Origin of the sequence: Leisingera aquaemixtae (genome assembly GCF_019801145.1) — a bacterium.
Lineage (GTDB): Bacteria > Pseudomonadota > Alphaproteobacteria > Rhodobacterales > Rhodobacteraceae > Leisingera > Leisingera aquaemixtae_A.
Map to the genome: position 1 here is coordinate 211,316 of NZ_JAHVJQ010000004.1, position 26,217 is coordinate 237,532.

General features: G+C 64.9%; 31 protein-coding genes. 21 read left to right on the forward strand and 10 right to left on the reverse strand.

Going from position 1 to position 26,217, the window contains the following annotated elements; all coding sequences use genetic code 11:
* The first annotated feature begins 94 nt into the window (after positions 1–94).
* The 4 genes from KUW17_RS11320 to KUW17_RS11335 all read left to right on the forward strand — a co-directional run bounded on the left by KUW17_RS11320 (position 95) and on the right by KUW17_RS11335 (position 2,855).
* Positions 95–1,306 carry an NAD(P)/FAD-dependent oxidoreductase gene (locus KUW17_RS11320; RefSeq protein WP_222479075.1) on the forward strand — a complete coding sequence of 404 codons (1,212 nt, stop codon included), beginning with the start codon at positions 95–97 and terminating at the stop codon, positions 1,304–1,306.
* On the forward strand, positions 1,303–1,863 hold the full coding sequence (rsmD, locus tag KUW17_RS11325) for a 16S rRNA (guanine(966)-N(2))-methyltransferase RsmD (RefSeq protein ID WP_222479079.1): 561 nt from the start codon (positions 1,303–1,305) through the stop codon (positions 1,861–1,863). Before KUW17_RS11320 ends, rsmD begins: the two co-directional genes overlap by 4 nt.
* Before the next feature lie 122 nt (positions 1,864–1,985).
* On the forward strand, positions 1,986–2,648 hold the full coding sequence (locus KUW17_RS11330) for an HAD family hydrolase (RefSeq protein ID WP_222479081.1): 663 nt from the start codon (positions 1,986–1,988) through the stop codon (positions 2,646–2,648).
* A 24-nt stretch (positions 2,649–2,672) separates the two neighbouring features.
* Entirely contained in the window at positions 2,673–2,855 is a 183-nt protein-coding gene (locus tag KUW17_RS11335) for a hypothetical protein (protein ID WP_222479083.1), read from the forward strand.
* A gap of 80 nt (positions 2,856–2,935) precedes the next feature.
* On the opposite strand, the gene map is transcribed toward KUW17_RS11335, so the two are convergent.
* Positions 2,936–3,745 (reverse strand): type I methionyl aminopeptidase, encoded by an 810-nt coding sequence (gene map / locus KUW17_RS11340; RefSeq protein ID WP_222479085.1) that lies wholly within the window; start codon positions 3,743–3,745, stop codon positions 2,936–2,938.
* 155 nt (positions 3,746–3,900) lie between these two features.
* Here map and KUW17_RS11345 point away from each other — a divergent pair, with 155 nt between their 5' ends.
* On the forward strand, positions 3,901–4,800 hold the full coding sequence (locus KUW17_RS11345; RefSeq protein WP_222479087.1) for a mechanosensitive ion channel family protein: 900 nt from the start codon (positions 3,901–3,903) through the stop codon (positions 4,798–4,800).
* Positions 4,801–4,821: 21 nt separating this feature from the next.
* Here KUW17_RS11345 and sfsA read toward each other — a convergent pair whose 3' ends face one another.
* Positions 4,822–5,523 (reverse strand): DNA/RNA nuclease SfsA, encoded by a 702-nt coding sequence (sfsA, locus tag KUW17_RS11350; protein ID WP_222479089.1) that lies wholly within the window; start codon positions 5,521–5,523, stop codon positions 4,822–4,824.
* Positions 5,524–5,571: 48 nt separating this feature from the next.
* On the opposite strand from sfsA, the gene KUW17_RS11355 reads away from it, so the two are divergent.
* Genes KUW17_RS11355 through KUW17_RS11370 form a run of 4 tightly spaced genes read left to right on the forward strand, consistent with a single transcriptional unit; the run spans position 5,572 to position 8,502 of the window.
* Positions 5,572–6,294, forward strand: a complete 723-nt coding sequence (locus KUW17_RS11355) for a competence/damage-inducible protein A (protein WP_222479091.1) — start codon at positions 5,572–5,574, stop codon at positions 6,292–6,294.
* Positions 6,291–7,016, forward strand: coding sequence for a GNAT family N-acetyltransferase (locus KUW17_RS11360; protein ID WP_222479093.1), 726 nt, complete (start codon positions 6,291–6,293; stop codon positions 7,014–7,016). Before KUW17_RS11355 ends, KUW17_RS11360 begins: the two co-directional genes overlap by 4 nt.
* Positions 7,017–7,021: 5 nt before the next feature.
* Positions 7,022–7,594, forward strand: coding sequence for a peroxidase-related enzyme (locus KUW17_RS11365; RefSeq protein WP_222479095.1), 573 nt, complete (start codon positions 7,022–7,024; stop codon positions 7,592–7,594).
* Positions 7,585–8,502, forward strand: coding sequence for an OmpA family protein (locus tag KUW17_RS11370; RefSeq protein ID WP_315899395.1), 918 nt, complete (start codon positions 7,585–7,587; stop codon positions 8,500–8,502). The genes KUW17_RS11365 and KUW17_RS11370 overlap by 10 nt, the downstream gene beginning before the upstream one ends.
* Before the next feature lie 29 nt (positions 8,503–8,531).
* Here KUW17_RS11370 and KUW17_RS11375 read toward each other — a convergent pair whose 3' ends face one another.
* A complete protein-coding gene (locus KUW17_RS11375; RefSeq protein ID WP_222479097.1) occupies positions 8,532–9,455 on the reverse strand; it encodes a GlxA family transcriptional regulator in 924 nt (307 codons plus the stop codon).
* 95 nt (positions 9,456–9,550) lie between these two features.
* On the opposite strand from KUW17_RS11375, the gene KUW17_RS11380 reads away from it, so the two are divergent.
* The gene (locus KUW17_RS11380) at positions 9,551–10,342 is read left to right on the forward strand and encodes a class II aldolase/adducin family protein (RefSeq protein WP_222479099.1); all 792 of its coding nucleotides are present in this window, start codon (positions 9,551–9,553) and stop codon (positions 10,340–10,342) included.
* A 284-nt stretch (positions 10,343–10,626) separates the two neighbouring features.
* Here the strand turns inward: KUW17_RS11380 and KUW17_RS11385 are convergent, their stop codons facing one another.
* Together KUW17_RS11385 and KUW17_RS11390 are read right to left on the reverse strand one after the other, a co-directional pair.
* Positions 10,627–11,538: a LysR family transcriptional regulator gene (locus KUW17_RS11385; RefSeq protein ID WP_222479101.1), complete on the reverse strand. Its 912-nt coding sequence runs from the start codon at positions 11,536–11,538 to the stop codon at positions 10,627–10,629.
* Between the two features lie 163 nt (positions 11,539–11,701).
* Positions 11,702–12,613: an AEC family transporter gene (locus KUW17_RS11390; protein ID WP_261397164.1), complete on the reverse strand. Its 912-nt coding sequence runs from the start codon at positions 12,611–12,613 to the stop codon at positions 11,702–11,704.
* Between the two features lie 196 nt (positions 12,614–12,809).
* Between KUW17_RS11390 and KUW17_RS11395 the strand changes: the two genes are divergently transcribed.
* The 3 genes from KUW17_RS11395 to KUW17_RS11405 all read left to right on the forward strand — a co-directional run bounded on the left by KUW17_RS11395 (position 12,810) and on the right by KUW17_RS11405 (position 14,004).
* Positions 12,810–13,250 carry a DUF4399 domain-containing protein gene (locus tag KUW17_RS11395; RefSeq protein ID WP_222479104.1) on the forward strand — a complete coding sequence of 147 codons (441 nt, stop codon included), beginning with the start codon at positions 12,810–12,812 and terminating at the stop codon, positions 13,248–13,250.
* 76 nt (positions 13,251–13,326) lie between these two features.
* Positions 13,327–13,647: an NIPSNAP family protein gene (locus KUW17_RS11400; RefSeq protein WP_222479106.1), complete on the forward strand. Its 321-nt coding sequence runs from the start codon at positions 13,327–13,329 to the stop codon at positions 13,645–13,647.
* A gap of 12 nt (positions 13,648–13,659) precedes the next feature.
* Entirely contained in the window at positions 13,660–14,004 is a 345-nt protein-coding gene (locus KUW17_RS11405; protein WP_222479109.1) for an antibiotic biosynthesis monooxygenase family protein, read from the forward strand.
* Between the two features lie 202 nt (positions 14,005–14,206).
* On the opposite strand, the gene KUW17_RS11410 is transcribed toward KUW17_RS11405, so the two are convergent.
* The gene (locus KUW17_RS11410) at positions 14,207–16,234 is read right to left on the reverse strand and encodes an NADPH-dependent 2,4-dienoyl-CoA reductase (RefSeq protein ID WP_222479111.1); all 2,028 of its coding nucleotides are present in this window, start codon (positions 16,232–16,234) and stop codon (positions 14,207–14,209) included.
* Between the two features lie 138 nt (positions 16,235–16,372).
* On the opposite strand from KUW17_RS11410, the gene KUW17_RS11415 reads away from it, so the two are divergent.
* Positions 16,373–16,855 (forward strand): RNA pyrophosphohydrolase, encoded by a 483-nt coding sequence (locus KUW17_RS11415; protein WP_222479113.1) that lies wholly within the window; start codon positions 16,373–16,375, stop codon positions 16,853–16,855.
* 127 nt (positions 16,856–16,982) lie between these two features.
* Entirely contained in the window at positions 16,983–17,378 is a 396-nt protein-coding gene (locus KUW17_RS11420) for a hypothetical protein (protein ID WP_261397165.1), read from the forward strand.
* Between the two features lie 6 nt (positions 17,379–17,384).
* On the opposite strand, the gene KUW17_RS11425 is transcribed toward KUW17_RS11420, so the two are convergent.
* Positions 17,385–18,254 carry an EamA family transporter gene (locus tag KUW17_RS11425; RefSeq protein WP_222479117.1) on the reverse strand — a complete coding sequence of 290 codons (870 nt, stop codon included), beginning with the start codon at positions 18,252–18,254 and terminating at the stop codon, positions 17,385–17,387.
* A 75-nt stretch (positions 18,255–18,329) separates the two neighbouring features.
* On the opposite strand from KUW17_RS11425, the gene KUW17_RS11430 reads away from it, so the two are divergent.
* Positions 18,330–18,815, forward strand: a complete 486-nt coding sequence (locus tag KUW17_RS11430; protein WP_222479119.1) for a MarR family winged helix-turn-helix transcriptional regulator — start codon at positions 18,330–18,332, stop codon at positions 18,813–18,815.
* Positions 18,816–18,947: 132 nt separating this feature from the next.
* Here the strand turns inward: KUW17_RS11430 and KUW17_RS11435 are convergent, their stop codons facing one another.
* Entirely contained in the window at positions 18,948–19,940 is a 993-nt protein-coding gene (locus tag KUW17_RS11435; RefSeq protein ID WP_222479121.1) for an adenosine kinase, read from the reverse strand.
* Positions 19,941–20,041: 101 nt separating this feature from the next.
* Complete coding sequence (gene nth / locus KUW17_RS11440) at positions 20,042–20,686, reverse strand: endonuclease III (RefSeq protein ID WP_222479123.1); 645 nt, start codon at positions 20,684–20,686, stop codon at positions 20,042–20,044.
* Positions 20,687–20,850: 164 nt separating this feature from the next.
* Between nth and KUW17_RS11445 the strand changes: the two genes are divergently transcribed.
* The 5 genes from KUW17_RS11445 (at position 20,851) to KUW17_RS11465 (ending at position 25,052) form a co-directional block, all read left to right on the forward strand.
* Positions 20,851–21,720 (forward strand): methylated-DNA--[protein]-cysteine S-methyltransferase, encoded by an 870-nt coding sequence (locus KUW17_RS11445; protein ID WP_222479125.1) that lies wholly within the window; start codon positions 20,851–20,853, stop codon positions 21,718–21,720.
* A gap of 270 nt (positions 21,721–21,990) precedes the next feature.
* The gene (locus KUW17_RS11450) at positions 21,991–22,680 is read left to right on the forward strand and encodes a helix-turn-helix transcriptional regulator (RefSeq protein WP_222479127.1); all 690 of its coding nucleotides are present in this window, start codon (positions 21,991–21,993) and stop codon (positions 22,678–22,680) included.
* 140 nt (positions 22,681–22,820) lie between these two features.
* Positions 22,821–23,477, forward strand: a complete 657-nt coding sequence (locus KUW17_RS11455) for an OmpA family protein (RefSeq protein ID WP_222479129.1) — start codon at positions 22,821–22,823, stop codon at positions 23,475–23,477.
* A gap of 174 nt (positions 23,478–23,651) precedes the next feature.
* Positions 23,652–24,194 carry an NADPH-dependent FMN reductase gene (locus KUW17_RS11460; protein ID WP_222479131.1) on the forward strand — a complete coding sequence of 181 codons (543 nt, stop codon included), beginning with the start codon at positions 23,652–23,654 and terminating at the stop codon, positions 24,192–24,194.
* Positions 24,195–24,230: 36 nt separating this feature from the next.
* The gene (locus tag KUW17_RS11465; protein WP_222479134.1) at positions 24,231–25,052 is read left to right on the forward strand and encodes an acyl dehydratase; all 822 of its coding nucleotides are present in this window, start codon (positions 24,231–24,233) and stop codon (positions 25,050–25,052) included.
* A gap of 119 nt (positions 25,053–25,171) precedes the next feature.
* On the opposite strand, the gene KUW17_RS11470 is transcribed toward KUW17_RS11465, so the two are convergent.
* Positions 25,172–26,212: an NAD(P)/FAD-dependent oxidoreductase gene (locus tag KUW17_RS11470; RefSeq protein ID WP_222479136.1), complete on the reverse strand. Its 1,041-nt coding sequence runs from the start codon at positions 26,210–26,212 to the stop codon at positions 25,172–25,174.
* Positions 26,213–26,217 lie beyond the last annotated feature (5 nt).

The window sequence follows — 26,217 nt, forward strand, 5'->3', positions numbered from 1 at the left end:
GCACGTTCCTCTTTCTCCTGATTGCGTTTTGGGGCCCCGGGTATATAGGGTCCGGTGAAAGCGTGACGGGAACTATTGCGGGAGGCAAGGGGAGATGTCCCACATCGTCGTGATTGGAGCGGGGCAGGCTGGGTCCTCGCTGGTGGCAAAACTGCGCAAGGACGGGTTTGACGGGGAGATAACCCTGATCGGCGCGGAAGAGGTGCTGCCCTATCAGCGCCCGCCTTTGTCCAAGGCTTACCTGTTGGGGGAGATGGAGCTGGAGCGGCTGTTCCTGCGGCCTGAGAGCTTCTATTCGGAAAACAACATCACCCTGAAGCTGGGCCAGCGTGTCACCGGGATTGATACGGCAGCCAAGACGGTATCGCTGGGGGATGAGGTGATCTCCTACGATCAGCTGGCGCTGACCACCGGTTCCGACCCGCGCCGCCTGCCGGCGGCGATCGGCGGCGACCTGGAAGGCGTTTACGTGGTGCGCGGCCTGAGTGATGTGGACGCGATGGCGCCCAACGTGACAGAGGGCAAGCGCGCCTTGATCGTCGGCGGCGGCTACATCGGGCTGGAAGCGGCAGCAGTCTGCGCCAAACGCGGCGTGCAGGTGACGCTGGTCGAGATGGCCGACCGCATTCTGCAGCGGGTTGCAGCGCCGGAGACCTCGGATTTCTTCCGCAGCCTGCACACCGGCCACGGCGTGGACATCCGCGAAGGTGTCGGCCTGGAGCGGCTGGAAGGCGAAGGCGGCAAGGTGACCCGCGCTGTGCTGAGCGGCGGCGAGGCGCTGGACGTGGATTTCGTCGTGGTAGGCGTGGGCATTACCCCGTCGTCGCAGCTGGCGGAGATGGCCGGGCTGGAGCTGGACAACGGCATCAAGGTGGATGCCAAGGGCCGCACCTCCGACCCGTCGGTCTGGGCGGCGGGCGATTGCGCCTCCTTCCCGTTCCAGGGCAACCGTATCCGTCTGGAAAGCGTGCCCAATGCCATCGATCAGGCTGAGGTGGTGGCGCAGAACATGCTGGGCGCGGACAAGGATTACGTCGCGACGCCGTGGTTCTGGTCGGATCAGTATGACGTCAAGCTGCAGATCGCGGGTCTCAACACCGGGTATGACAACGTCGTCACCCGCCAGGGCGAGGGGGGGCAGGTCTCCTTCTGGTACTACAAGGGCGACCAACTGGTGGCGGTGGACGCGATGAACGACCCGCGCGCCTATATGGTGGCAAAACGGCTGATTGACGCGGGCAAGACCGCGGACAAGGCGGTTGCCGGTGATCCTGCCGCGGACCTGAAGCCGCTCTTGAAGGCGTGAGGATCATTGCCGGAGACTTCCGCGGCCGGGCCTTGGCCGCGGTGGGCAAGGGGGATGCGGGCGCCCACCTGCGCCCCACCACCGACCGGGTGCGCGAAAGCCTGTTCAGCGTGCTGATGCACACGGGCGCCATTCCCGGCGCCCGGGTGCTGGACCTGTTCGCAGGCACCGGCGCGCTGGGGCTGGAGGCGCTGTCGCGCGGTGCGGCGGAAGCGGTGTTCGTCGATGACGGCCGTGTATCCACCGGCCTGATCCGCAAGAACATCGCCATCTGCCGGGCAGAGGACCGCTGCACGCTCGCGCGGCGCGATGCGCTGAAGCTGGGGCAGAACCCGGATGCGCCATATGATCTGATCTTTCTTGATCCGCCTTACGGCAAGGGGCTGGGAGAGAAGGCGCTGGCGGCAGCCGCGGCAGGCGGCTGGGTGGCGGATGATGCGCTGGTGGTCTGGGAGGAAAACACCCCGATGGCTGCGCCGGAGGGGTTTGAGCTGCATGACAGCCGCAAGTACGGCGATACGCACGTCACTCTGATGTGGCGGGATGTTTCAGGCTGAAACAGGTCTGGCGGCGGATTGCTTAGCACCGGTTTGCCGCATTGCCGGCGCTGCTTTACTACAGGACAGGACGTTCGTCGGCGCGGTGCAAGCGCTGTCTGTTCCGCTACGAAGTGAGTTTTATGCCCAAAACATTCCCGACCCCGAAACTGGTGATCTTTGACTGCGACGGCGTGCTCGTCGACAGCGAACCGGCCTCGAATCAGGCTATGGCGGACAATCTGACCCGCCACGGGCTGCCGCTGACAGCCGAGCAGTCGATGCAGCATTTCGTCGGCGGCACCATGGCCGGGGTGATGCAGAAGGCCCGTGGCCTGGGGGCAAATCTGCCGGATAATTGGATTGACGAAATCTACGCCGAAACCTTTGCCCGGCTGAGGCAGGGCGTGCCGCTGACGCCCGGTGTTTCCGAGTTGCTGGCGCGGCTGGACGCGCAGGGCATTCCGGTGTGCGTTGCCTCCAACGGCAGCGTGGACAAGATGCGGATCACCCTGGGCCAGAACGGGTTGTGGGAGCGGTTCCACCCCAATGCGATGTTCTCGGCCCATTCGCTGGGCGTTTCCAAGCCGGAACCGGGGCTGTTTCTAGCGGCGGCCAGCCATTTCGGGGTGCAGGCCCGCGATTGCCTGGTGATCGAGGACAGCGGCAGCGGGGTGACCGCAGCTGTGCGCGCGGGCATGCGCTGCCTCGCCTTCGTGCCGCAGGGCGGCGGCAGAAAGCTAGCGGCCTTGGGCGCAGAGGTGTTCAGCGACATGGCAGAGGTGCCCGCGCTTTTGTCGATCTGAGGCTGTTGTGGTACTGTTCCGGAGATGGAACAGACATTGCACCCGCCGTTCCTGCCGCCCGTGAACAAGGCCGAAGCCCGGACGAAGCCCAAGCCGAAACCGGCGCGGGCGCCGCTGTTCATTCAGGATGCTGTGACGCCGTTTGGAGATGATACCCTGCTGCTGGCGCTGTGGCGTTTGCAGGAGGCAAAAGACGAGACCGGCTGAACGAAGGGCCGCGGCTGCCTTTTCTCTTGCCGGAAATGGCCTGGGGGTGCGGGGGGCGCCCCCGCTTCAGCCGTTTTGGCTTACCCGTAGGTCGGGTGGAATTTCCCGGCCGGCGACAGGGTGAAAATGTCAGCCCCGCCGGAAGTTACCCCGATCGAATGCTCGAACTGCGCCGACAGCGACTTGTCGCGGGTGACGGCGGTCCACTCGTCCGCCAGGATCTTGGTTTCCGGCCGGCCCAGGTTGATCATCGGCTCGATGGTGAAGAACATGCCTTCTTCCAGCACCGGGCCGGTGCCGGGGCGGCCGTAGTGCAGCACGTTCGGCGGCGCGTGGAACACCTGGCCCAGGCCGTGGCCGCAGAAGTCGCGGACCACGCTCATCCGCTGGCTTTCGGCATAGGTCTGGATCGCATGGCCGATATCGCCGAAGGTGTTGCCGGGTTTCACCGCCTCGATGCCCATCATCAGCGAATCATGGGTGACCTGGATCAGCCGCTCCGCTTTGCGGCTGAGCTTGCCTGCGACGAACATGCGCGAAGTGTCGCCAAACCAGCCATCGACGATCACGGTCACGTCGATGTTCAGGATGTCGCCGTCCTTCAGCTTCTTGTCGCCGGGGATGCCGTGGCAAACCACGTGGTTCACCGAGATGCAGCTGGCGTGCTGATAGCCCTTGTAGCCGATGGTGGCGGACTTTGCGCCCGCGTCCTCGACCATTTGGGTGATGATGCGGTCGATTTCACCGGTGGTCTGGCCGGGGAACACATGGGCAGCGATATCATCCAGAATGCGCGCGGCAAGCGCCCCCGCCTTGTGCATACCGGCATAGTCGCCGGCTTCATGAATGCGGATGCCGTCCTTGGTTGTGCGGCCGTCTTTCGATCTCATCAGGCGGTGCTCCATCGCGTATCTTTGCGTAGCTATGTAAGGGGTCCGGGCCAAAAGGGCCAGAGGCAGCTGGCGCCGCATCCGGGAACTTTTGCTGCCGTTCCGCGTTGGGCTGGCTGAAGAACTATTGCGGCAACACGGAGGGACACAGCGGCATGGACAGCGTTAGCGACCTGATGCGGACCGAAATCTACGATGGCAAATCCCTGGCGGATCTTGTCACGCTTGAGTTCCTGGCGCAGGCCCTGGGAAGCGTTGTTGCAGCCGTTGTCATCCTGCTGGCCGGATTCATCGTGGCAGGCTGGGTCAAGCGCCGCATCGTGCGCTTGGGTGATACGCATGCCAAGCTGGACGTCACGCTGTTCCACTTCCTCGGCAACCTGGCGCGTTATGTCATTCTGGCCTTTGCGGCGCTGTTTGTGCTGAACACCTTTGGCGTGAAGACCACGTCTATCGTGGCGGCCATCGGTGCGGCGGGCCTGGCCATCGGCCTTGCCATGCAGGGGGCGCTGTCCAATGTTGCGGCAGGTGTGATGATCATCCTGTTCCGCCCGTTCAAGCTGGGTGATTTCATCGAAGTGAACGATGAGATGGGCACGGTGCATGAAATCACCTTGAACAACACGGTGATTGCCAGCCTGTCGAACCTCAAGGTGATCATTCCCAACTCCGAGGTCTGGGGCAACACGATCACCAATTACTCCTCCTTCGACACACGCCGGGCCGAGTGGACATTCGGCGTCGGCTACGGCGCCAACCTTGCCACTGCCGAAAAGGTGATCCGTGACACGATCATGGGCGACAGCCGGTCGCACAGCGATCCGGAGCCGTTCCTTCAGGTGAATGAGCTGAACAGCAGTTCGGTTGATTTCCTGGTGCGGGTCTGGGTCGATGCCGCGGAATACTTCCAGTACCAGGCCGACATGAAGCGCAAGGTGAAGGAAGCGCTGGATGCCGCCGGGGTCGAAATTCCGTTCCCAACCCGCACACTGATCCGGGCCGAGCCGAAGCGCGAGGAGGGGGACGCTAAGGGTCAGGTGGATCAGGCGGCCTGATCCGATGCGTGGCAGGGGTTGTTAGCCTGCCGCGAGCGGCCCGGCAACCTCGACACCTTGCGGTGTGATCCGCGTTCCGAGCACCAGCCGTTCCACCCCGGCTGCCTGCGCGCTGGCAAAGGCATCGGCATAGGCCGGGTCTATATCCGCGGCAAGCTGGAAGCGGCGGCAGTCGCTGCGCTGCACAAGGTAGAGCATGATTGCGCGGTGGCCCTGCGCCACCATGTTTGCCAGCTCCCCTAAATGCTTGGTGCCTCGGGCGGTAACGCTGTCGGGAAACTCGGCCAGGCCCGGCTGGCGCGACAGGGTCACGCTTTTCACCTCGACATAGCAGTCCGGCAGGCCGTCCTGCTGCAGCAGGAAATCGATGCGGCTGTTTGCGCCGTATTTCACCTCGGCCCGCACAGTCTTGTAGGTGGCGAGCTCCGCAATTTCGCCAGTTTCCAGCGCGGCCCGCAGGGCGCGGTTCGGAACTGAAGTGTCGACGCCGGTGAAGTGGCCATCCGCATGTTCCACCAGCCGCCAGCCGTATTTCAGCTTCTTCTTCGGATCGTCGTTGGGCTCCAGCCAGACCGTCATGCCCGGTTCTGCCAGTCCCATCATGCTGCCGGGGTTGGCGCAATGGGCGGTGATCTCTTGACCGTCTTGCAACCGGCAATCGGCGAGAAAACGTTTGTAGCGGCGGATTAGCACGGCGGGGATCAGAGGGGTTTCAAAGCGCATGGCAACGGGCCTATACCTGCGGAGACGAGGTATCAAGGGAGGAAGAACATGGCCAATCCGACAGCTGCCATGCTTGTGATCGGAGACGAGATCCTGTCGGGCCGCACCCGGGATGCCAATATGCACTATCTGGCGGGGGAGCTGACCAAACACGGCATCGACCTGAAGGAAGTGCGGGTGGTGAGCGACGACGAAGCGGCGATCATTGCCGCGGTGCGGGCGCTGTCAGGCGCTTATGACCATGTGTTCACCAGCGGCGGCATCGGGCCGACGCATGACGATATCACCGCCGATTGCATCGCCAAGGCGTTTGAGGCGCATCTGGGGGTGCGGGACGACGCCCGGGCCATCCTGCAGGCGCACTATGACACCCAAGGTTTGGAAATGAACGAGGCGCGGCTGCGGATGGCGCGTATTCCGGACGGGGCCGCGCTGATCGACAACCCGGTCTCGGCGGCGCCCGGGTTTACCATCGGCAATGTGCATGTGATGGCTGGGGTGCCGATGATCTTTCAAGCCATGGTGGCGAGCGTGATGCCGACCCTGACCGGCGGCCGCCCGATGCTGTCGCAGACCCTGCGGGTCCAACGAGGCGAAGGTGAAATCGCGGCCCCGTTGCGCGCTCTGGCAGAGGCTTATGCCGATCTGTCGGTGGGCTGCTACCCGTTTCAGAAAGACGGCGCGTTCGGCGCCAATATCGTGATCCGCGGCACCGATGGCGCGCGCATCGATGCGGCGATGACCGAACTGGCAAAGGAGCTGGAGCAGTGACCACCGATCCCCGTTACTATGCCGTGACCGAGGCGACCTGGCCGCCGGCATCGCTGCGCGAACTTGGGCCTGTCACCCTGCGCGAAGGGCAGGGCGGCGGCAGCCGGGTGTCGGCGGCGACAGTGAGTGGCGCCGTCACGGAGGCGGAGATTGCAGCGGCTGAGGACGCGATGCGCGCCATGGGCCAGGACTGCCTGTTCATGATCCGCGACGGCGAGGCAGAGCTGGACGCGCAACTGGAAGCGCGCGGTTATGCCGTGAAGGATCCGGTCAACCTTTGGACCTGCCCGGCAGCGCGGCTGACGGATGTTCCGGTGCCGCGTGTCACCGCCTTTTGCGTCTGGGAGCCGCTGGCGATCCAGCGCGAGATCTGGGAACAGGGCGGCATCGGGCCGGAGCGGCTGGCGGTGATGAGCCGGGTGCAGGGGCCCAAGACGGGGCTGCTGGCCCGCCACAGGGACAAACCGGCTGGTGCTGGTTTCGTGGCGGTGCATGACGGAGTGGCGATGGTGCATGCGCTGGAGATCCTGCCGCATCAGCGCCGGGCCGGCATGGGCGCCTGGATGATGCGCCAGGCGGCATTCTGGGCGCTGGAGAACGGCGCCAGTGAATTGGCAGTTCTTTGCACGAAACGTAACGAGGGCGCCAACGGGCTTTATGCTTCCCTCGGCATGGACTGTGTCGGACAGTACCACTACCGGATTTTGCAACAAGGCGATTGAATGCGATGAGTGACCAGACCCAGCCCACAGCCCTCGACCTGCCGATGGTGGACCCGCTGCCGCCGGAGACGCAGAAGTATTTCGATATCTGCGTCGAGAAACTGGGCTTTGTGCCGAATGTGCTGAAGGCCAATGCCTTTGACATCGCCAAGCTCAACGCATTCACCGCCATGTACAACGATCTGATGCTGGCGGACAGCGGCCTGAGCAAGTTGGAGCGGGAGATGATTGCGGTGGTGGTCTCTGCGATCAACCGCTGCTTCTATTGCCTGGTGGCGCATGGCGCGGCCGTGCGGCAGCTGTCGGGCGACCCGCAGCTGGGCGAGATGCTGGTGATGAACTACCGGGTGGCGCCGCTGGACGCGCGTCAGCGGGCGATGCTGGACTTCTCCGCCAAGATGACCACCGCCAGCGCGGAGATCGAGGAGGCGGATCGCCAGATCCTGCGGGATGCGGGCTTTAGCGACCGGGACATCTGGGACATCGCCAATGTCGCGGGCTTCTTCAACATGTCGAACCGGGTGGCCAGCGCAACCGCGATGGTGCCCAATCCGGAATATCACAGCCAGTGCCGCTAAGACGCTTCATTGCATGTGCAGCCGCTGCCCTGCTGCCGGGGGTGGCGGCCGCGGCAGAGCTCACCCTTCCGCCAACTGCGGCAGCGGTTTCCGAACGGGCAACGGCGCTGGGCGTCTACCAGTTGCCCGTTGGCCCGGAAACGGCCGACAAGGTGCCCTCGCAGCGGTTCGAGGGGCAGATCTCGCGCCGCACCTGGCGGGTCGAAAAGGCCGGCACCGTGCTGCAGATCCTGGCGCCCTTGCGGGAGCAGCTGACAGGGCAGGGTTATGAGGTGCTGCTGGACTGCGCGGCGCGGGATTGCGGCGGTTTCGGCTTTCGCTTCGGGATCGAAGTGGTGCCGGCGCCAGACATGATGGTGGATATCTCCCGCTATCACTTCCTGTCGGCTGCCAAGGGCGAGGCGGCGGTCTCTGTGCTGGTGTCGCGGGCGGGCGGCGCGGCCTATGTGCAGGTGATCAGCGTGCAGCCGCCGGAGGCCGCGCCGGCGGTAGTGAAACCTGCAGTGCAGCAGCCAACAGACCCGGAGCGGCCGGTGGAACTGGCCAAGGTGCTGGAGGTGCGCGGCCATGCGGTGCTGACTGATCTGGTGTTTGACAGCGGCTCCACGCGGCTTCAGGACGGCAGCTACGCCAGCCTGCGCGCGCTGGCCGCATTCCTGGCGGCAAACCCGCAATACAGGCTGCTGCTGGTCGGCCACACAGACACGGTTGGTTCCCAGGAGCAGAACGTCGCGATCTCTGAACGCCGGGCGCAATCGGTGAAGGAGCGGCTGGCCGGGGCCTATGGTGCCGAGGAGGCCCGTATCGACGTGGCCGGGGCCGGCTATCTGGCGCCGATTGCCAGCAACCAGATCCCCGAGGGCCGCGAGGCCAACCGGCGGGTGGAGGCTGTGCTGCTCGGAAACTGACGGCAGACAAAACTTGGCCCGGTGTGCCGTCAGCGGCGGCGCATGTCGCGCGGGCTGCGCTGGTACATGGCCTTGAACTGGCGGGAAAACCCCGGCAGCGAGGCAAATCCCGTTGCCAGGGCCACCTCGGTGACCGGCATGGCGGTGCTTTGAAGCAGCTCGCGCGCCCGCTGCAGGCGCATCTGAAGATAGGCCGCCTGCGGTGTCATGCCCAATCCGCGTTTACAGCGCAGGCGCAGCGCTTTGAGGCTGAGGCCGAGCCGCCCGGCAATGTCTGTGAGCGCCAGGGGCTCCGGCAGGTTGTCCAGCATCAGCTGCTGCATCCGGCCCAGCACCGGATCAGCTGATGGCTGCAGCCGCTGGCGCACTTCCGGAGGCCGGATCGAGCCATGCGCCATGTCTTCGGAGGTGGCCGCCGCCAGCCCGTCCGGGCCGGTGGCCGCGACCCAGGCGAGCATAGCGTCGCCGGTGGCGGTGCCGCCTACGGCCGTCAGCCTGCCGCGGCCGAAACAGTAAATCCGGTCGCTCACCGCAATATCGGGCCAGCGCTCGCGGAATCCCGCCTCGGCTTCGTGGTGCAGCACCGCTTCATGCCCGTCCAGATAGCCAAGCTGGGCCAGCACCACGGTGCCGGTGTCGATGCCGCCCAGCGTCGCGCCTGCGCGCCCGGCACGTGCCAGATAGGCGCGCAGCCCCTGCGGCAGGTGGCGCAACGGATCGTAGCCGGCGCAAAGCAGCACCAGGCCGGGCGGTTCACCGAGCTCCCAGCCGCTGCGGTCCGGCGCGGCCAGCCGTCCACTGGAGGCAGGCACCGGCGCCTGGGTGACGCTGAGCGTCTCCCATGTGTACAGCGGACGGCCGGCATTTTTGTTGGCGATGCGCAGGGTTTCGGAGGCCAGCACATAGGCCAGCATCTGGAACTCAGGAAACAGGATGAAGCTCACCTTCGGCATGACAGGACGTTACGTACAAGTTACGGGCGTTTCCATGCAAATAATGCGGGCACACGGCAGCTAGGGTTCCTCCAGTCACAGGAAAGGAAACGCCAATGACCGTCATGACCCCGACCCCGCTGCAGGGCCGCCCGGCCAATTGTTCGGACGCCGAATGGGAGGCCCGCTGCGAGCTGGCTGCGATTTACAATGCGCTGGTGAAATACCGGCTGACCGATCAGACCAACCAGTGGCACGCGATCCGGGTGCCGGGCGAGGACGCGCTGATCACCCATCACTATGGCTGGATGCATGAGGAGGTGACCGCCTCCAACCTGATCAAAGTCGGTTTCGACCGGGTGAACCACAATCCGGAAAACGGCGAGCCGAACCCCTCGGCCACCGAAATCGGCAAGCTGTTTTTCGAGGCGGAGCCGGAGAAGAACTGCATCATGCATATCCACACCAAGGCAATCATGGGGGTGTCGGCCCAGACCGGCGGGGTGGGCCCCTACAGCCAGGCCTATCTGATGATCGGCGGCGGCGATGTGCTGGGGTATACGGATTACGAGTTCGAATGCACCGAAGATTTTCTGAACGGATTGCTGGACGCCGGCCGCGGCAGGAAGGCGGTGGTGGAAGCCTGGCACGGTGCCTTTGTGTTCGGGGCGACCGCGGGCGAGGCGTTCTTCCGCTCCTTCTACCTGGATCAGGCCTGTGCGGTGCAGCTGGAGGTGCAGAAGGCCGCGGCCTGCCCGGGGGTGGAGATCCGCACCATTCCCGAGGCGGAGCAGAAGCGCCATCTGCGCGACATGGCCGTCAGCGACTGGTACGGCTACGAGGGCGAGCTGGAGTGGCATGCCATCCGCCGCCGACTGGATGCAGAGGCGCCGCACTACAAAAGCTGACCAAGCCGCCATTTCAGCGGCAGGGTGCCCCCGCGCCTTGGCCGCAGCATCGCAGATGCCGCAGCAAGCCTTGGGCCCGGCCCCGTGCTGGCGCACGGCGCGCGCCACGAAGCGGCGCCTGGCCCAACGGAAGCGGGTCAATCTGCGATTGGCCCGGGACGGGCGGGAGCCTTGCGGTCCGCCCGTGCGTTTCTCTGCTGCAACCTCTGCAAAAAAAGCCCCCGCGAGTGGCGCGGGGGCAGGTCTTCGAGGGAAGTCTTGTTCCGGTTTTCCGTTGAACCGGTTCAGGTTTTCCATTCGGACGGGTCGCGGTCGGCAAAGGCCGCAACCAGGAAATCGATAAAGGCCCGCACCTTGGGCTGGGTGAACTTGCCGGGCGGGTAGACGGCATAAATGCCTTGGGTTTCCACCGGCAGGCTGGGCATCACGTCCTCGACCAGCCCCTCCTCCATCGCTGCGGAGTAGAGGTAGCTGGGCAGGTAGGCGATGCCGAGGCCGGAAATCGCGGCGTTCAGCAGCGATTGCCCGTCATTGACGGACAGCCAGCCGGAGGTGCGCACCTGACGCTTTTCACCCGAGGGCGCGGTGATCTTCCAGACGTTGCCGCTGGACTGGCTGGAGTAGTGCAGCAGTTTGTGGGTGTTAAGCTCGTCGATTTTCTGCGGGCGGCCGAATTTCTCCAGATATTCCGGAGAGGCGATCATACGCTTGGTGGTCTCGGTCAGCTTGCGGGCGCGCAAGCTGCTGTCCTCCAGCTCGCCGATGCGGACCGCCATGTCGAAGCCTTCGGAGATCAGCTCCACATAGCGGTTGTTCAGCACCATGTTGACGGTGATGTCCGGGAAGTCGCGCAGGAAGTCCGACAGCACCGGCGACAGATGGTTGACGCCGAAGTCGGTGGCAACCGAAATCCGCAACAGGCCCGAAGGCGCCGATTGCATCGAGGTGACCAGCGCATCCGCTTCACCTGCGTCATTCAGCACCCGGCGGGCGCGGTCGTAATAGGCCAGGCCGATCTCGGTCGGGGACACCCGGCGGGTGGTGCGGTTCAGCAGCCTTGCGCCGAGGCGGGCTTCAAGGCTGGAGACATGTTTGGAGACGGCCGACTTCGATATTCCCATCTTCCGCGCCGCATCGGTGAAACCGCCCTGGTCCACCACATTGGCAAAGGCCTCCATTTCCATCAGTCGGTCCATGTGCACCCGTCCTCGCATATCCTGTTGCCCTGAAGCTGACGGGCAAATCGGGCAAGATCGGGGCGGAGGTGGGATAATTGCGAGGTTTCGCCGGGATCGTTTGCGCTGTGGAAACGGCGGCGTCTGGAAGGGGGTGGCGGGCCTAAGAGGTCCTAACGAAACCTTAAAGCGCAAGCTTGATGGTCAGGATCCACAGGGGCAGTGTTACCGCGCTGAGCAGGGTGGATTGCGCAATAAGTGTGGCAGCAAGCGTTCGGTCCGCGCCAAAGGCCGAGGCCAGCACATGCGCCGCGGATGCGGTGGGCAGTGCAGCGAACAGAACCAGCACCGCGGCAAAGCCGGGCTCGGTTCCCAGCAGCAGGCAGGCCGCCAGCACGATGGCCGGCACCAGCACCAGCCGGACCAGGCAGAGATAACCGTTGAACAGGTCGAGCCGGGCCAGCGCCCGCCAGTTCATGGTGGCGCCGATCGACAGCAGCGCAATGGGGATCGCCGCATGGGCCAGCATTTCGGCCGGGGCCAGAACCGGGGCGGGGATCCTGTAGCCCGAAAGCCCCACTGCGACGCCGGCGATGGAGGCCAGCAGGAATGGATTGAGCGCGATTTTGATGGCCGTTTCGCGCAGCGAAAGGCTGCCGCCGCGTGACAGTGCCGTGACCGCCATCACATTGGCCACCGGCACCGCCATGCCGATTGCAACTGCCATCTGACCGGTCAGTTCTACACCGACCGAAGGCAGCGCAACAAAAGCAATGGCGGTATTGAAGCGCCAGGCGGTCTGCCAGGCGCCGGCGAAGTCGAGAATCTTCTCGGGCCCGAACCGGCGCGCCAGCCAGCCGAGGCCAAACGCCAGGGCCAGAATGCTCCAGACCGCGGGGCCGATACGGCCCAGATCGGAGACGGCAATGGGGCGGCCGCTGGCGGCAAAGAACAGCAGCGCGGGAAACAGCACTTCGAAATTCAGCTTGTCGAGGCCTTGCCAGGCTTGCGGAGCCAGACGCTTGCGTACCATGCCGCCGAGCCCGACCATCAGGAAGCTGGGGGTCAGCCCCATCAGAATGACTGCAAATACCATGGCTGGCTCCTGCCTGTATATCGCTGGAGACACTGCCTCCGCCGGGCGGGCCAGGCAAGCGGGACGGACAAGGTATTGCCGCGGTCGGCTGCCGGTGCTGCCTTTTTGTGCAACTGCTCACTATGCCGGATTTGCCGTTGCCAGGCCCGCTGCTAGATCTAACCTGTTGGTTGAGAGAATTGCCGGAGGACTGGACATGAAATTTCTGCTGGCTGCTGCCGCGGTATTGAGCTTTGCCGCGCCGCTTGGGGCGCAAGAGCGCACGCCGTCGCATCCGGATGCGAAGGTCTTTTTCGTCAACCTCAAGGACGGAGACACGGTTTCCTCGCCGGTGACGGTGGTGTTTGGTCTGTCCGGCATGGAGGTTGCGCCTGCCGGGACGGAAAAAGAGCACTCGGGCCATCACCATCTTCTGATCGACCGCCCGGCGATCGGAGAAGGCGAAGACGGCGCGGATGAGCTACTGAACGGGCTGCCGGCGGATGAGCATCATGTGCATTTCGGCGGCGGGCAGACGGAGACCACACTGGAGCTGTCGCCAGGCCGCCACACCTTGCAACTGGTGCTTGGCGATGCCAGCCACGTGCCGCATGACTCGCCCGTGGTGTCCGAGGTCATTACCATCAACGTGGAGTGACGCTTCGGTGTGCAGCGAAGCATCCGGCAGCTGAGGCGGGTTAGGCAGAACGTCCTGAACAGACAAAGGACCTGTCATGCTGACCTGCATCATCCGCTATCACATAGATCCCGCCAAGAAGGCGCAGTTCGAACAATACGCCCGCAACTGGGGCCAGGCGATTCCGCGCTGCGGGGCGGATCTGGTTGGTTATTTCGCACCGCATGAGGGGTCTTCGACCTTGGCGTATGGTATTTATAACGTGGGCAGCCTGGCAGAGTATGAGGCCTACAGGGCGCGGCTGGCGGCAGACCCGCTGGGGCGCGAGAACTATGAATTTGCCCAGAAGGAACGGATTTTGCTGCGTGAAGACCGGACCTGGCTGAAACTGGCCTCAGCCCCGCATGGCGACGGATAGGAGTAGACCCTGATGATTGCCGTTATTTTTGAAGTGGAGCCGGCCGAGGGCATGAAGGACACTTACCTTGAGCATGCCGCCGGGCTGCGGCCGCTGTTTGAGGGGATTGAGGGGTTCATCTCGGTCGAGCGCTTCCAGAGCCTGACAACGCCGGGCAAGCTGCTGTCGCTGTCGTTCTGGGAGAGCGAGGAGGCCTTGGCCGCCTGGCGCCAGGTCCCGGCGCACCGGGCAGCGCAGGCCAGGGGCCGCAGCGGCTATTTCGCGGACTACCGGCTGCGCGTTGCGGGGGTGATCCGCGATTACGGGATGGAGGCGCGGGAGGAGGCCCCGGCGGACAGCATCGCGGCACACGGCTGAGCGCCGCGCGGGCCACGCTGCTGCAGGGCTGCTGCGGGCGGTTCCCGTCTAGCTTAGGCGCATTGAAAATACGCCGCGCCCGTTGGGCGCAGCACCGCGCGGAGCGCGGTGCCATCCGCCGTGCCGCCGGCGCGGTGCCCGGCCCAACTGCGGGCCGGACCTGAAAGGGGCGGCTGCCGCAAGCGGGAGGACGTCTGCTGCCTTACAGGCTGGCGGCCAGGCGGGTGCCCTGGTTGATCGCGCGCTTGGCGTCCAGTTCCGCGGCCACATCAGCGCCGCCGATCACATGGGCAGAGATCCCGCGCTCGGCCAGTTCATCAGCCAGAGACCGTTCGGAAACCTGGCCCGCGCAGAGCACGATGGTGTCCGCCAGGATCACCCGCGGGTTTTCGCGGGCTTCGCCGAAGCTCACATGCAGGCCCTCAGCGTCGATCCGCTCGTAGTTGACGCCGCCGACGAATTCCACCTCCTTCATCTTGAGCGTCGCCCGGTGGATCCAGCCGGTGGTCTTGCCCAGCCGCTTTCCGTGGCGTTCGGCCTTGCGCTGCAGCAGTGTCACCTGGCGGGCAGGGGCCGCGGGCTGAGGGCCCTCGGGCGCCAGGCCCGCGCGGTGCTCCGCCGGGTCGGCCACACCCCATTCCTTCATCCAGGCGGGCAGGTCGGTGGTGGGGCTGTGACCCTCTTCCAGCAGGAATTCGGAGACGTCAAAGCCGATGCCGCCGGCGCCGACCACGGCGACACGCTGTCCCACCGGTTTCTTGTGGCGCAGAACGTCAATGTAGCTGAGCACATTGTCTTGGTCCTGGCCGGGAATGGCGGGGTCGCGCGGGGTGACGCCGGTGGCGATCACCACTTCGTCGAAGCCGGTCAGATCCTCTGCCGCAACCTCGCGGCCCAGCTCCAGAGTGATGCCGGCGTCTGCCACCATGACCCGGTACCAGTCGACCAGCCCCCAGAATTCTTCCTTGCCCGGCACCTGCTTGGCCATGTTGAGCTGGCCGCCAATTTCATCGGCGCGGTCGAACAGCGTCACTTGGTGGCCGCGCTGGGCGGCGGTGAGCGCGGTGGCGAGGCCCGCGGGGCCGGCGCCAACGATGGCAACGGTCTTGGAGGTCTCAGCAGGCTCAATCACCAGTTCGGTCTCATGGCAGGCGCGCGGATTCACCAGGCAGGAGGTGAGCTTGCCGCTGAAGGTATGGTCGAGACAGGCCTGGTTGCAAGCGATGCAGGGGGCGATCTGGTCTGCCTGTCCGGCCTCGGCCTTGGCCACGAAATCCGCGTCCGCCAGCATCGGACGCGCCATTGACACCATGTCGGCGCAGCCATCCGCCAGGACTTCTTCGGCCACTTCCGGCGTGTTGATACGGTTCGAGGTGATCACCGGGATGCCGACCTTGCCCATCAGCTTTTTGGTGACCCAGGCAAACGCCGCGCGGGGAACCGAGGTGGCGATGGTCGGAATGCGTGCCTCGTGCCAGCCGATGCCGGTGTTGAGGATTGTGGCGCCGGCCTTCTCGATTTCCTGCGCCAGCTGCACCACCTCCTCGTGGGTGGAGCCGTTTGGCACAAGGTCGATCATCGACAGGCGGTAGATGATGATGAAATCGCGGCCCACGGCCTCGCGGGTGCGGCGCACGACCTCAATCGGCAGGCGCATCCGGTTTTCATAGGAGCCGCCCCAGCGGTCGGTGCGCTTGTTGGTGTGGGTGACCAGGAACTGGTTGAGAAAGTAGCCCTCGCTCCCCATGATCTCGACGCCGTCATAGCCTGCCTCCTGTGCCAGCCGGGCGGCGTTCACGATGTCGGCAATCTGCTTTTCGATGCCATCCTCGTCCAGCTCGTGCGGCGGGAAGGGGGAAATCGGAGATTTCACCGGGCTGGGAGCGACACATTTCGGGCCGTAGGCATACCGGCCCGCGTGCAGGATCTGCATGGCAATCTTGCCGCCAGCATCATGCACCCGGTTTGTCACCACCCGGTGGTTTTCGACGTCTTTGGGCGAGGTCATCATCGAGGCGCCGGGCAGCACCGAGCCCTCCAGGTTCGGGCCGATCCCGCCGGTCACCATCAGCGCCACCCCGCCGCGGGCGCGGGCGGCATAGAATTCGGCAACGCGGTTCCAGTCGCCGGTTTCCTCCAGCCCCGTGTGCATCGAGCCCATCAGCACCCGGTTCTTCAGCGTGGTAAAGCCCAGATCCAGCGGGGCAAGCAGATTGGGGTACGCAGTCATCTTGAAACTCTCCCTGGCAGTTGCCCCTAGGATCATGGGCGCGGGCCGCCTTGTCACGGGCAAACGCCGCGTCACCCCCTTGCGTGCCCCGGCGGCAAGCGGTCTAAGGTTGTGAAAACCCATGCCGAGGAGAGCCTGATGACGCCGGAAGAGATTGCCAAGCTGCCCTACCGCCCCAACGTCGGGGTGATGCTGATCAATGCCGAGGGTGCGGTGTTCGTCGGCCAGCGCAAGGACCGCTACAAGGATGCCTGGCAGATGCCGCAGGGCGGGATTGACGCGGGCGAGGACCCGCGGATTGCGGCGCTGCGCGAGCTGGAGGAAGAAACCGGTGTGGCGCCGGAGCTGGTCGAGATCATCGCCGAAAGCAACGGCTGGCTGCCCTATGACCTGCCGCATGACGTGGTGCCCAGCTTCTGGGGCGGAAAATACCGCGGGCAAGAGCAGAAGTGGTATCTGATGCGGTTCCTCGGGACGGATGATCAGGTCAATATCGAGACGGATGATCCGGAGTTCTCGGCCTGGTGCTGGCAGCCGGTGGAGAGCCTTGTGGAGAAAATCGTGCCGTTCAAGCGCGAGGTCTATGCGCGGGTGGTGGCAGAGTTCCGGGAGTATCTGTGAGATGGATTTGCGAGCCTGTCTTCGACCTGCCGGAGCCGGTGCTGCCCTGACCGCGTGTATTCTGGCTGTTGCCGCCGGCCCCGCTGCTGCCCTCAGCTGCCTTCCCTGGGGCCCTGCGGATGCCTATTTGCATGCCGCGAATTCGGACAGCGTCTTTAATGTCATTGCGGGTGAACTGCGGTTTGACGAAAGCCAGCTGCCTAAGTCTCATTCGGACAATCCCAATGATACCCCGCCGCTGACCCGCATCCCGGCACAGCTCTCAGGCAAGCTGCTGGACGGAAAGTATTTCTCAACCCGGGTTAGTGTGCCTGCGGTTATTGAGGTGGAGTGCCTCGGACCCTGGTGCGGCGGCATGAAGCCCGGTGCAGGCTATGTGGTCTTTGCCGAGCAGCGCGGGCAGGAGCTGGTGGTCCGGGCCAACGCCTGCGGCGGGTTTGCGTTTGACGACACCTCCAACGTGCGGCGGCAGGTTCTGGACTGCCACCGCGGCAAGGCCTGTGAACCGGCCGTGCCGCGGTGATGCTGGTTATTCAGCTGCGGTTGCGGGGCGCTGTGACCGCAGCCGCACCTGGCCGAGCCAAAGGCTGAACAGGGCCAGTGTGGCGCCCAGCATCTGGTTGGGCGTCAGGGTTTCTCCCAGCAGCAGCCAGCCCAGGATCACGGCAGACAGCGGGCTCAGGACGCCGAGCAGTGAGACTTGCGACGGGTCGATCCGAGCGAGGCCGCGGAACCACAGGATATAAGTCAGCGCACCGCCGATGAGGCTCATGTAGGCAAGGCCCAGGATATTGGCAGCCGTGAAGACCGGCATCTCCGGCACCATCCACAGCGCAACAGGCACCAGCAGCAGCCCGCCTGCGGTCAGCTGCCAGGCGGTGAAGGTGAGCGGCGGCACCGGCGGCTGCCACTTCCGGGTCAGAACAACGCCGGCGGCCATCGACAAGGCGCCGCCAAGGCCGGCCAGGACGCCCAGCGTGTCCAGCTTGGCGGCCGGGGTCAGCACCAGCAAGGCAACGCCTGCCATGCTCAGAAGCGCGGCGGCAACGGCAGCAGCGCGGATCTGCGTCTGCAGCAGCAAGGCGGACAGGAACACTACGATCAGCGGCTGCACGGCGCCAAGCGTCGCGGCGACCCCGCCGGGCAGGCGGTAGGCGGACAGGAACAACAGCACCCAGAACAGCGAGAAGTTCAGCGCGCCAAGCACCATCAGCCGCGGCAGCCAGCTGAGCGGCGGTAGCTGGCGCACCAGCAGCAGCAGCAGCAGGCCCGCGGGCAGCGCCCTGAGGAGTGCTACCACCAGCGGCGAGTGGCCTGGCAGGAAAGTCGTTGTCACGATGTAGCTGCTGCCCCAGATGGCAGGGGCCAGCGCGGTCAGCAGAAGGGTCCGGATCGGCATGTGTTTCTCCTTGTCTTGATGTCGAGATAATAGGTTTTATCTTGACGTCAAGATGTAAATGCCTAAACCGGTGGCATGGACCATGTGGATTTTATCACCCAGCAATGGGGGCAGGAGCGGCCGGACCTGGATGTGACGGCCATGGGAGTGATCGGCAGAGTGGCCAGGCTGTACTTGGCCTATCAGCGCGAGATGCATAAGACATTTGCGGAATTCGGGCTGAACGCGGCCAAATTCGACGTGCTGGCCACGCTGCGCCGGTCCGGGGCGCCTTACACGCTGTCGCCGGGCGATCTGCTGAAGGCGACGATGGTGGCGTCCGGCACCATGACCAACCGCATCGACCGGCTGGAGGCGGACGGACTGGTCAAGCGCGAGGTGAACCCGGAGGACAGCCGCAGTTTCCTGGTCGGGCTGACGGAAGAAGGCTTTGCCCTGATCGACCGGGCCGTCGCAGCCCATGTTGAAACTCAGACACGGCTGCTGAGCGGGATGAGCGCTCAGGAGGTCGAGACCTTCAAAGCGCTTCTGAGCAAGGCGCAGCTTTCGGCTGACAGCTGAGGCCGGAACCGGTAAGCCCGTGTGCCTGCCGCAGGCAGGCTGCGCGGGGCGGCAAGGCCGCGCCGCGCTACGCCCAAGGGCCGGAAGTGCACCGCGAGCTGCAGTTCCGGCGGGCGGGAGTGCCCGGCTGGATTAAACCAGCCCGGCTTCTTCCAGCAGGTGCCGGACGTTGGTTTCGGGGCGCGGGCCGATATGGCGGATGACTTCGCCTGCACAGATGCAGCCCATGCGGGCGCAGGTTTCCATGCTGCGGCCAGTCGCCAAGCCGTACAGGAAGCCGGCAGCAAACTGGTCGCCGGCCCCGGTCGCATCCACCGGCACGATGGTTTCGACCGGCACGTCGACGCGCGTGCCATCATTCAGCACGGTCACGCCGTCGCCGGACCGGGTGCAGACCACCAGCGGACAGATCGCGGCGGTTTTGGCCATTGCCTCTTCCAGGTCGCTGGTTTCGAACAAGGCGCAGATTTCGTCCTGGTTGCCGATCACGAAATCCAGCTCGTTGCCGATCAGGTTCAGGAAATCGGCCCGGTGGCGCTCGACGCAGAACGGGTCGGAGATCGAAATGCCAACTTTGCCGCCGCCTTCACGGCAGTCGCGGGCCGCTTCCAGAAAGGCGGTCTTGCCCTTGTCCTTGTCGAACAGATAGCCCTCCAGGAACATGATCTGCGCGTTGCCGGCCACGTCCTGGGGCACGTCGGCGGAACTCAGTTCCGACGAAATGCCAAGGTAGGTGTTCATTGAACGCTCACCGTCCGGCGAGACAAAGATCATCGACCGCGAGGTCGGCATCTCGCCGTCCGCAACCGGCGGATTCACAAAGCCAACGCCCTCGTTGTTCATCGCATCCGCGTAGAAACTTCCCAGCGAGTCGTCACGGACCCGGCCGATGAAGGCGGCCTGGAGCCCCAGCGCACCGGCGCCGGCGATGGTGTTGGCGACCGAGCCGCCCGGAGTCATAACCCGGTTTCCCATTGCCGCATAGAGATCCTCGCAGCGGTCGCGCTCAATGAGCTGCATGATGCCTTTTTCGATGCCTTGCTCGGCCAGGAAACTGTCCTCGCACTGGGCGATCACATCGACGACGGCATTGCCGATTCCGACGAGCTGGTAGGTTTTGGTCATGGGCTGCCCTCCTCGGGGAGTGTTGCGCCGGGTCCGGCGGATTTGTCTAGCGATATGGAGTGACGAGGTTTAGCCAGGCTGCAGGCCGGGCGGGTAAAGCCTCAAAGGTTCTTGTCCTCATACATGCAGAGGTCGCGGATAATGCAGCTGCCGCACATCGGCTTGCGCGCCTTGCAGTGGTAGCGCCCGTGCAGGATCAGCCAGTGATGGGCGTGCTGCTGGAAGTCCGCGGGGATATTGTCCTCAATCGCGCGCTCCACCGCATCCACATCCTTGCCCGGCGCGATGCCGGACCGGTTGCCGACGCGGAAGATATGAGTGTCCACCGCCTGAGCGGGCTGTTTCCACCACATGTTCAGGACCACATTGGCGGTCTTGCGGCCCACCCCCGGCAGGGACTGCAAGGCTGCCCGGGAGTTCGGAACTTCGCCGCCGTAGTCCTCCACCAGGATCTTCGACAGCTTGATCACATTCTTGGCCTTGTTGCGGTACAGGCCGATCGTCTTGATATGCTCGATCAGGCGCTCCTCGCCCAGGTCCAGCATTTTTTGCGGGGTGTCGGCGACCTTGAAGAGCGCGCGGGTTGCCTTGTTGACACCGGCATCAGTTGCCTGCGCCGACAGCGCGACGGCAACCACAAGCGTGTAGGCGTTGACGTGCTCCAGCTCTCCCTTGGGTTCGGGCTCGGCTGCCTGGAACCGCGTGAAGATTTCGCGGAGCGTATGATAATCGAGTTGCTTTGCCATCGCGCGCCATATGTACAGAGCGGACCTTAAAGCGCAATTGAAATTGGGCGGGAAAGCAGCGCTTCATCAGAGTTAGAGGGAGAATGCTGCAATAGCGCAAGTTCCGGGTCGCGTGCTTGGGGCGGGCGTATTAACTTGGCTGCAAGTAAAATCGGATTGGGCCAATGAAAATCGAAGCGCGGGAAAACTCATACCACTACGGCGTCATGCGGCGGGCGATTGAGCTGATCGACGATGGCGGCGAGGATCTGACGCTGGAGCAGCTGGCCGCCCGTATGGACATGAGCCCGGCGCATTTTCAGCGGCTGTTCTCGGCCTGGGTCGGGGTGTCGCCAAAGCGCTACCAGCAGTATCTGCGGCTGGGCCATGCCAAGGCGTTGCTGCGCGAACGGTTCACCACGCTGGAGGCATCGCATGCGGTGGGGCTGTCCGGCTCCGGCCGGCTGCACGACCTGTTTCTTCGATGGGAGGCGATGAGCCCCGGAGAATATGCCCGCAGGGGGGATGGCCTGCGGATTTTCTGGGGCTGGTTCGACAGCCCCTTTGGACTGGCCTTGGTGATGGGGACGGAGAAAGGTATCTGCGGGCTTGGCTTTGCTGCCGAAACCGGGGCCGAGGCCGCCATGGAAGACATGCGCTCACGCTGGCCGCAAGCGGAATATGTTGAGGACGCCGAAGCGCTCCGCCCCCTGGCAGAGGCGGCCTTTGCCCAGAAGGGCGAAACTGCGCTGCACATGATCGGCGCCCCGCTGCAGATCAAGGTTTGGGAAGCGCTGCTGCGCATCCCTTCCGGCCATGTCACAACATATTCCGAACTGGCCCAGGCGATCGGCGTACCCAAGGCGGTGCGGGCGGTGGGCACGGCGGTCGGGCGCAACCCGGTCAGCTGGCTGATCCCCTGCCACCGTGCCCTGCGCAAGTCCGGCGCTCTTGGCGGTTACCACTGGGGGCTGCCGGTCAAACGCGCGATGCTTGCTTTTGAGGCCGCGCGGGAGGAGGAGGCGGCGGCCGGAGATATGCGCGCCGCCGGCTGAACAGGCGATGAAGCAGGCCGGGAAGGGTAGGGCGGGCAACCCTCTGAGCTTCGTATCGCCTGCGCGCTTCCTCGCGCTCGATTTCATGCGGGGCCAAGGGGCGCCGCTGGCTTTCCCAGCGGTCCAGTCCCAGGGTGATCAGAACGAACCAGTCATAACTCAGCATGGGTTTTCTCCTTTTTCTGAGAGGCAGAAAACCAGAGGTCTGCTGACATCCTGTTGTCAGCGGCTTGTGTTAAGGTGGCAGCAGATTGTCACTGGAGCCTGCCCATGCCCCGCACCGGACGCCTGTTCGAAATCATCCAGATCCTGCGCTCTGCCCCGGCACCGGTGCGGGCGGAAGACCTCGCGGAGAAGCTTGAGGTCTCAAAACGCACCATCTACCGCGACATTGCCGCCTTGCAGGCGATGCGCACGCCGGTCGAGGGGGAGGCGGGTATCGGTTACATGCTGCGCAAGGGCTATGATCTGCCACCGCTTAATTTCGACGAAGAAGAGCTGGAGGCGCTGCACGTCGGACTGGCAATGCTGATGCGCACCGGCGATGGCGCCATGCAGCAGGCCGCCGCCAGGGTCAGCCGCAAGATTCGTGATGTGCATGCCTCGGCGGAATGGCTGCAGGTGGCTCCCTGGGGGGCGCCGCTGGATGACCCCGAGCAGGGCTGCGTGTCCAAGGCGCTGCTGCGCCAGGCGGTGCGCGAATGCCGCAAGCTGCAGCTGACCTACCTCAGCCCCGAACGCGGAGAAAGCCGCAGGACCCTGCGGCCGCTGGCGCTGATCTATCACATTGAATGCACCATGCTCGCCGCCTGGTGCGAATTGCGCGGCGGCTTCCGGCATTTCCGCACCGACCGTATGCTGTCGGCGGAGATCCGGGAGGACAGTTTTGCCGCCGAGGCGAAAACCCTCCGCAGGCTCTGGATGGAACAGGAAGGCTGGAACTTCGCATTTTCGCCCTGAAACCGGGTCCTTCTGCGGGTTTTGCGCGGTATTCCGCCGAACCGGATTTCCCTTCCCTTGAGAACGCCGCGCAGCATCACGATATTCGTGCCGACTGCCGGGCGCCGCCCGGACCTTAGAAAGCAGAAGGCAATTTGAAAATGCAGATGAAACTCACCACGGCTGGTATTGTCGCCGCAGCACTGGGCCTGAGCGCCTGTACCGACCCCGCAACCATCGGCACTCCGGGCAGCAACACCCAGAAGGGCGCGGTTCTGGGCGGTATCATCGGTGCCGGCGTTGGCGCGATTGCCAACGACTCCGACCGTGGGCTGGGGGCTGCGACCGGCGCGCTGGTCGGGGCCGCTGCAGGCAGCGTGATCGGCAACCAACTGGACGCGCAGGAGCGCGAGCTGCGCCAGAACCTGTCGAATGACGATATCACCATCGTCAACACCGGCGACCGGCTGATCCTGTCCTTCCCGAATGACTTGACCTTTGCCACCGACAGCGCGGCAATCTCGCCGGCGGTGCAGGGCGATCTGCGCCGCGTGGCCAACAGCCTGGTGCGCTACCCCAACAGCACCATCCAGGTGATCGGCCATACCGACAGCGATGGCGACGCGGGCTACAACCAGGGCCTGTCAGAGCGCCGCGCCAACGCAGTGGCCAGCGAAATTGCAGCCGGCGGCGTGCCTTACCACCGCATGCGCATCATCGGCCGCGGCGAGGAGCAGCCGGTGGCCTCGAACCTGACGCCGGAGGGCAAGGCCCGCAACCGCCGCGTCGAGGTGGTGGTGATCCCGCAGGCTGCCTGATCTGGCTCTGCCGGCATGAATTGCAGCCCGCCCCGCAAGGGGCGGGCTGTTTTCGTTCTGCTACAGCAGCTTTACGCAACGCTGCACATTGCTTGCGCGGGCATGGCTGTTTCATGCTGGAGGCGGCCTCTTACATGATAGGGGCAACACAGACGCGAACAGAAGGAACTCCCCATGGCTGACCCTGTCCTGCTGACCATTTCCGGCTCGCTGCGCCGTGAGGCCACCAACCGCAAGCTTCTGGCCGAAGCCGCGCGGGTGTTCGGCCCGGCCACTGTCGTGGAGGCCGATCTGAACCTGCCGCTGTATGATGGCGATGTAGAAGCAGCGGAGGGGATCCCGCCTGCCGTGCAGGTGCTAGCAGATCAGATCGCGGCTGCGGATGCGGTGGCGATCTCCACCCCGGAATACAACAAGGGGCCGTCGGGCGTGCTGAAGAATGCGCTCGACTGGGTCAGCCGCACCGAGGGCAGCCCCTGGGCGGACAAGCCGGTGGCGGTGATGTCAGCGGCGGCAGGCCGGGCCGGGGGCGAGCGCGCGCAGATGATCCTGCGCGGCTTCCTGGTGCCCTTCCAGCCGCGGCTGATCACCGGACCTGAGGTGCATCTTGCCGGATCCAGCAAGGAATTTGACGAGCGCGGACGGCTGACGAGCGACCAGTACGAGGCCACGCTGACCAAGCTGATGCAGAAGCTGCGGGAAAACATCAGCCGCTGAACTTGCCACCTGGCGGGGCGCGGCTAATGTGGCGGCATGAGTAACGACACCGCCTCCGCCCCCGCGCTGCTTGTAACGGACATGATGGACCCGGCCCGCGCAGCCGCCTTTCAGGCTGCGCTGGGGCTGACGCCGCAGGTTGCGGCAGGCAGCCGGCTGCCGCCCTTCTTTCATCAGCTTTACTTCTGGACGCCGCTGCCGCCGGGTGCACTGGGCCGCGACGGTCACCCCAAGGTCGGCGGAGCCGGGCTGATCCCGGACATGGGCCTGCCGCGGCGCATGTGGGCTGGCGGGCGGTTGCGGTTTCAGGCGCCTTTGCGGGCCGGCATCGCGGCAGAGAAAACCTCCGTGCTGGAAAAGGCGGAGCGGAAAACCGGCAGAACCGGGCCCTTGGGGATTGTGACGCTGCGCCATGAGATCCGGCAGGAGGGCGCGCTGTGCCTGACCGAATGGCATGATCTGGTCTATCGCGAGGACCCCGATCCGGCAGCGCCGAAACCTGTGCCGCCAGAAGCGCGTACCGACGAGACGGAAGCGCGGGAGGTGTCGTTCAGCTCAACCCTGCTGTTCCGTTACTCGGCGCTGACCTTCAACGGGCACCGGATCCACTATGACCTGGACTACGCCCGCGATGTTGAGGGTTACGAAGGTCTGGTGGTGCACGGACCGCTGCTGGCGCAGCACCTGATGCTGCTGGCAGAGGAACTGATGGGGCCACTGGCGGAGTTTTCGTTCCGGGCGTCGTCGCCGCTGATGCATTCCGAAAGCGCCGTTTTGTGCCGCAACGGCCCGGACCTGTGGGTGCGCGGACCGGACGGGCGGCAGTGCATGAGCGCAACGGCAGCCCCCAAGCTATGAATCGGAGCGCTCCTGGGCCCAAGGGTGCCCTGAGCCGGGCAGATTAGCGGCTTGGGCGTAGTGCTGCTGCGCGGCGACTGGCGCCGCCCTTGGCCCGTCAAAGGGCGAAGGGGCTGGGATTAGAGGTTGTCCTCTACCCTGAAGCCTTGCGGGATGCTGTCCATGTCTTCCAGCAGCAGGTCCGCCATCACATGTGCTACCTTGGGGGCCATGCCGAAGCCGATCTTGAAGCCACCGTTAGCAATGTAATGGCCATTGCGGCCCGGCCAGGCGCCGAGCATCGGGGCACGGGACTTGGCCCGGGGGCGCACGCCGGCCCAGCGTTCGATGACCTCCGCCCCGTGCAGCACCGGCACCGCGGCGCGGGCGCGCTCAATCACGTCGTCAAGCTGGCCATCAGTGGCTCTTCCGTCGTCGAATTCCCGTTCGCTGGTGGAGCCGATCGCCAGGGTTCCGTCCGCATGCGGGATGATGTGCAGGCCGTCAGCATAGAGCTGCGGCACCTCGCCTTCGTGAAAGCGCAAGAGCGCCGCCTGGCCCTTGACGCCGCCGCCGATCGTCTTGCCGAAGTTTTCGTTCAGCTCCAAGAGGCCCGCGTAGCCCTTGGCATGCACCACCTTGCCCTGATCGGCCGCTTCCTGCTGCACCTCAACACCCATAACCGCCAGGGCGGAGACCAGCGCGGCGCAGGCGCGGCGGGGGTGCATGCGGGCGCTGAGGGTGTCGTGAATGACATAGCCGGTGGCGCTGGGCGGCACCCAGGGCCCGAGGCTGTCCGCGTCGCAGACCGTCCACTCGGCCTCATTCTTCCACAGTTTGCGGGCGGAAGCTTCGCGACTGCGGGCAAGCTCTAGGGAGCGTTCATCGTTGATGGGCTGCAGGCGCCCGGTGCGGCCGTAACCGGGGGACACACCGCCGGTGGCCTCGACCCCTTCCCAGAAGCCTTCTGCCATCAGCAGGCTTTCAAGCTGGAACTGCTTCTTGGAGTTCCAGTTTTCCGGCACATGCGGGGCCAAGGCGCCGACCAGGCCGCCGCTGGAGCCTGCACCTGCCCCGAACGGGTCCACCACCTGCACCTTTGCACCGTGCCGGGCGCAGAGCCAGGCAATTGACAGGCCGAAAATGCCCGCCCCGCGCACTGTTACATCTGCCATTGCCATTTGCT

Bases quoted from the DNA above. Each gene is read 5' to 3' on its own strand.
- KUW17_RS11460 (WP_222479131.1), top strand. From the start codon at position 23,652: ATGGCTGACCCTGTCCTGCTGACCATTTCCGGCTCGCTGCGCCGTGAG.
- nth (WP_222479123.1), bottom strand. From the start codon at position 20,686: ATGGCAAAGCAACTCGATTATCATACGCTCCGCGAAATCTTCACGCGG.
- KUW17_RS11435 (WP_222479121.1), bottom strand. From the start codon at position 19,940: ATGACCAAAACCTACCAGCTCGTCGGAATCGGCAATGCCGTCGTCGAT.
- KUW17_RS11365 (WP_222479095.1), top strand. From the start codon at position 7,022: ATGAGTGACCAGACCCAGCCCACAGCCCTCGACCTGCCGATGGTGGAC.
- KUW17_RS11375 (WP_222479097.1), bottom strand. From the start codon at position 9,455: ATGCCGAAGGTGAGCTTCATCCTGTTTCCTGAGTTCCAGATGCTGGCC.
- KUW17_RS11410 (WP_222479111.1), bottom strand. From the start codon at position 16,234: ATGACTGCGTACCCCAATCTGCTTGCCCCGCTGGATCTGGGCTTTACC.
- KUW17_RS11335 (WP_222479083.1), top strand. From the start codon at position 2,673: ATGGAACAGACATTGCACCCGCCGTTCCTGCCGCCCGTGAACAAGGCC.
- KUW17_RS11390 (WP_261397164.1), bottom strand. From the start codon at position 12,613: ATGGTATTTGCAGTCATTCTGATGGGGCTGACCCCCAGCTTCCTGATG.
- KUW17_RS11400 (WP_222479106.1), top strand. From the start codon at position 13,327: ATGCTGACCTGCATCATCCGCTATCACATAGATCCCGCCAAGAAGGCG.
- KUW17_RS11450 (WP_222479127.1), top strand. From the start codon at position 21,991: ATGCCCCGCACCGGACGCCTGTTCGAAATCATCCAGATCCTGCGCTCT.
- map (WP_222479085.1), bottom strand. From the start codon at position 3,745: ATGAGATCGAAAGACGGCCGCACAACCAAGGACGGCATCCGCATTCAT.
- KUW17_RS11320 (WP_222479075.1), top strand. From the start codon at position 95: ATGTCCCACATCGTCGTGATTGGAGCGGGGCAGGCTGGGTCCTCGCTG.
- KUW17_RS11425 (WP_222479117.1), bottom strand. From the start codon at position 18,254: ATGCCGATCCGGACCCTTCTGCTGACCGCGCTGGCCCCTGCCATCTGG.
- KUW17_RS11465 (WP_222479134.1), top strand. From the start codon at position 24,231: ATGAGTAACGACACCGCCTCCGCCCCCGCGCTGCTTGTAACGGACATG.
- KUW17_RS11445 (WP_222479125.1), top strand. From the start codon at position 20,851: ATGAAAATCGAAGCGCGGGAAAACTCATACCACTACGGCGTCATGCGG.
- KUW17_RS11380 (WP_222479099.1), top strand. From the start codon at position 9,551: ATGACCGTCATGACCCCGACCCCGCTGCAGGGCCGCCCGGCCAATTGT.
- KUW17_RS11430 (WP_222479119.1), top strand. From the start codon at position 18,330: ATGGACCATGTGGATTTTATCACCCAGCAATGGGGGCAGGAGCGGCCG.
- KUW17_RS11355 (WP_222479091.1), top strand. From the start codon at position 5,572: ATGGCCAATCCGACAGCTGCCATGCTTGTGATCGGAGACGAGATCCTG.
- KUW17_RS11405 (WP_222479109.1), top strand. From the start codon at position 13,660: ATGATTGCCGTTATTTTTGAAGTGGAGCCGGCCGAGGGCATGAAGGAC.
- sfsA (WP_222479089.1), bottom strand. From the start codon at position 5,523: ATGCGCTTTGAAACCCCTCTGATCCCCGCCGTGCTAATCCGCCGCTAC.
- KUW17_RS11345 (WP_222479087.1), top strand. From the start codon at position 3,901: ATGGACAGCGTTAGCGACCTGATGCGGACCGAAATCTACGATGGCAAA.
- KUW17_RS11395 (WP_222479104.1), top strand. From the start codon at position 12,810: ATGAAATTTCTGCTGGCTGCTGCCGCGGTATTGAGCTTTGCCGCGCCG.
- KUW17_RS11385 (WP_222479101.1), bottom strand. From the start codon at position 11,538: ATGGACCGACTGATGGAAATGGAGGCCTTTGCCAATGTGGTGGACCAG.
- KUW17_RS11470 (WP_222479136.1), bottom strand. From the start codon at position 26,212: ATGGCAATGGCAGATGTAACAGTGCGCGGGGCGGGCATTTTCGGCCTG.
- KUW17_RS11330 (WP_222479081.1), top strand. From the start codon at position 1,986: ATGCCCAAAACATTCCCGACCCCGAAACTGGTGATCTTTGACTGCGAC.
- KUW17_RS11415 (WP_222479113.1), top strand. From the start codon at position 16,373: ATGACGCCGGAAGAGATTGCCAAGCTGCCCTACCGCCCCAACGTCGGG.
- KUW17_RS11455 (WP_222479129.1), top strand. From the start codon at position 22,821: ATGCAGATGAAACTCACCACGGCTGGTATTGTCGCCGCAGCACTGGGC.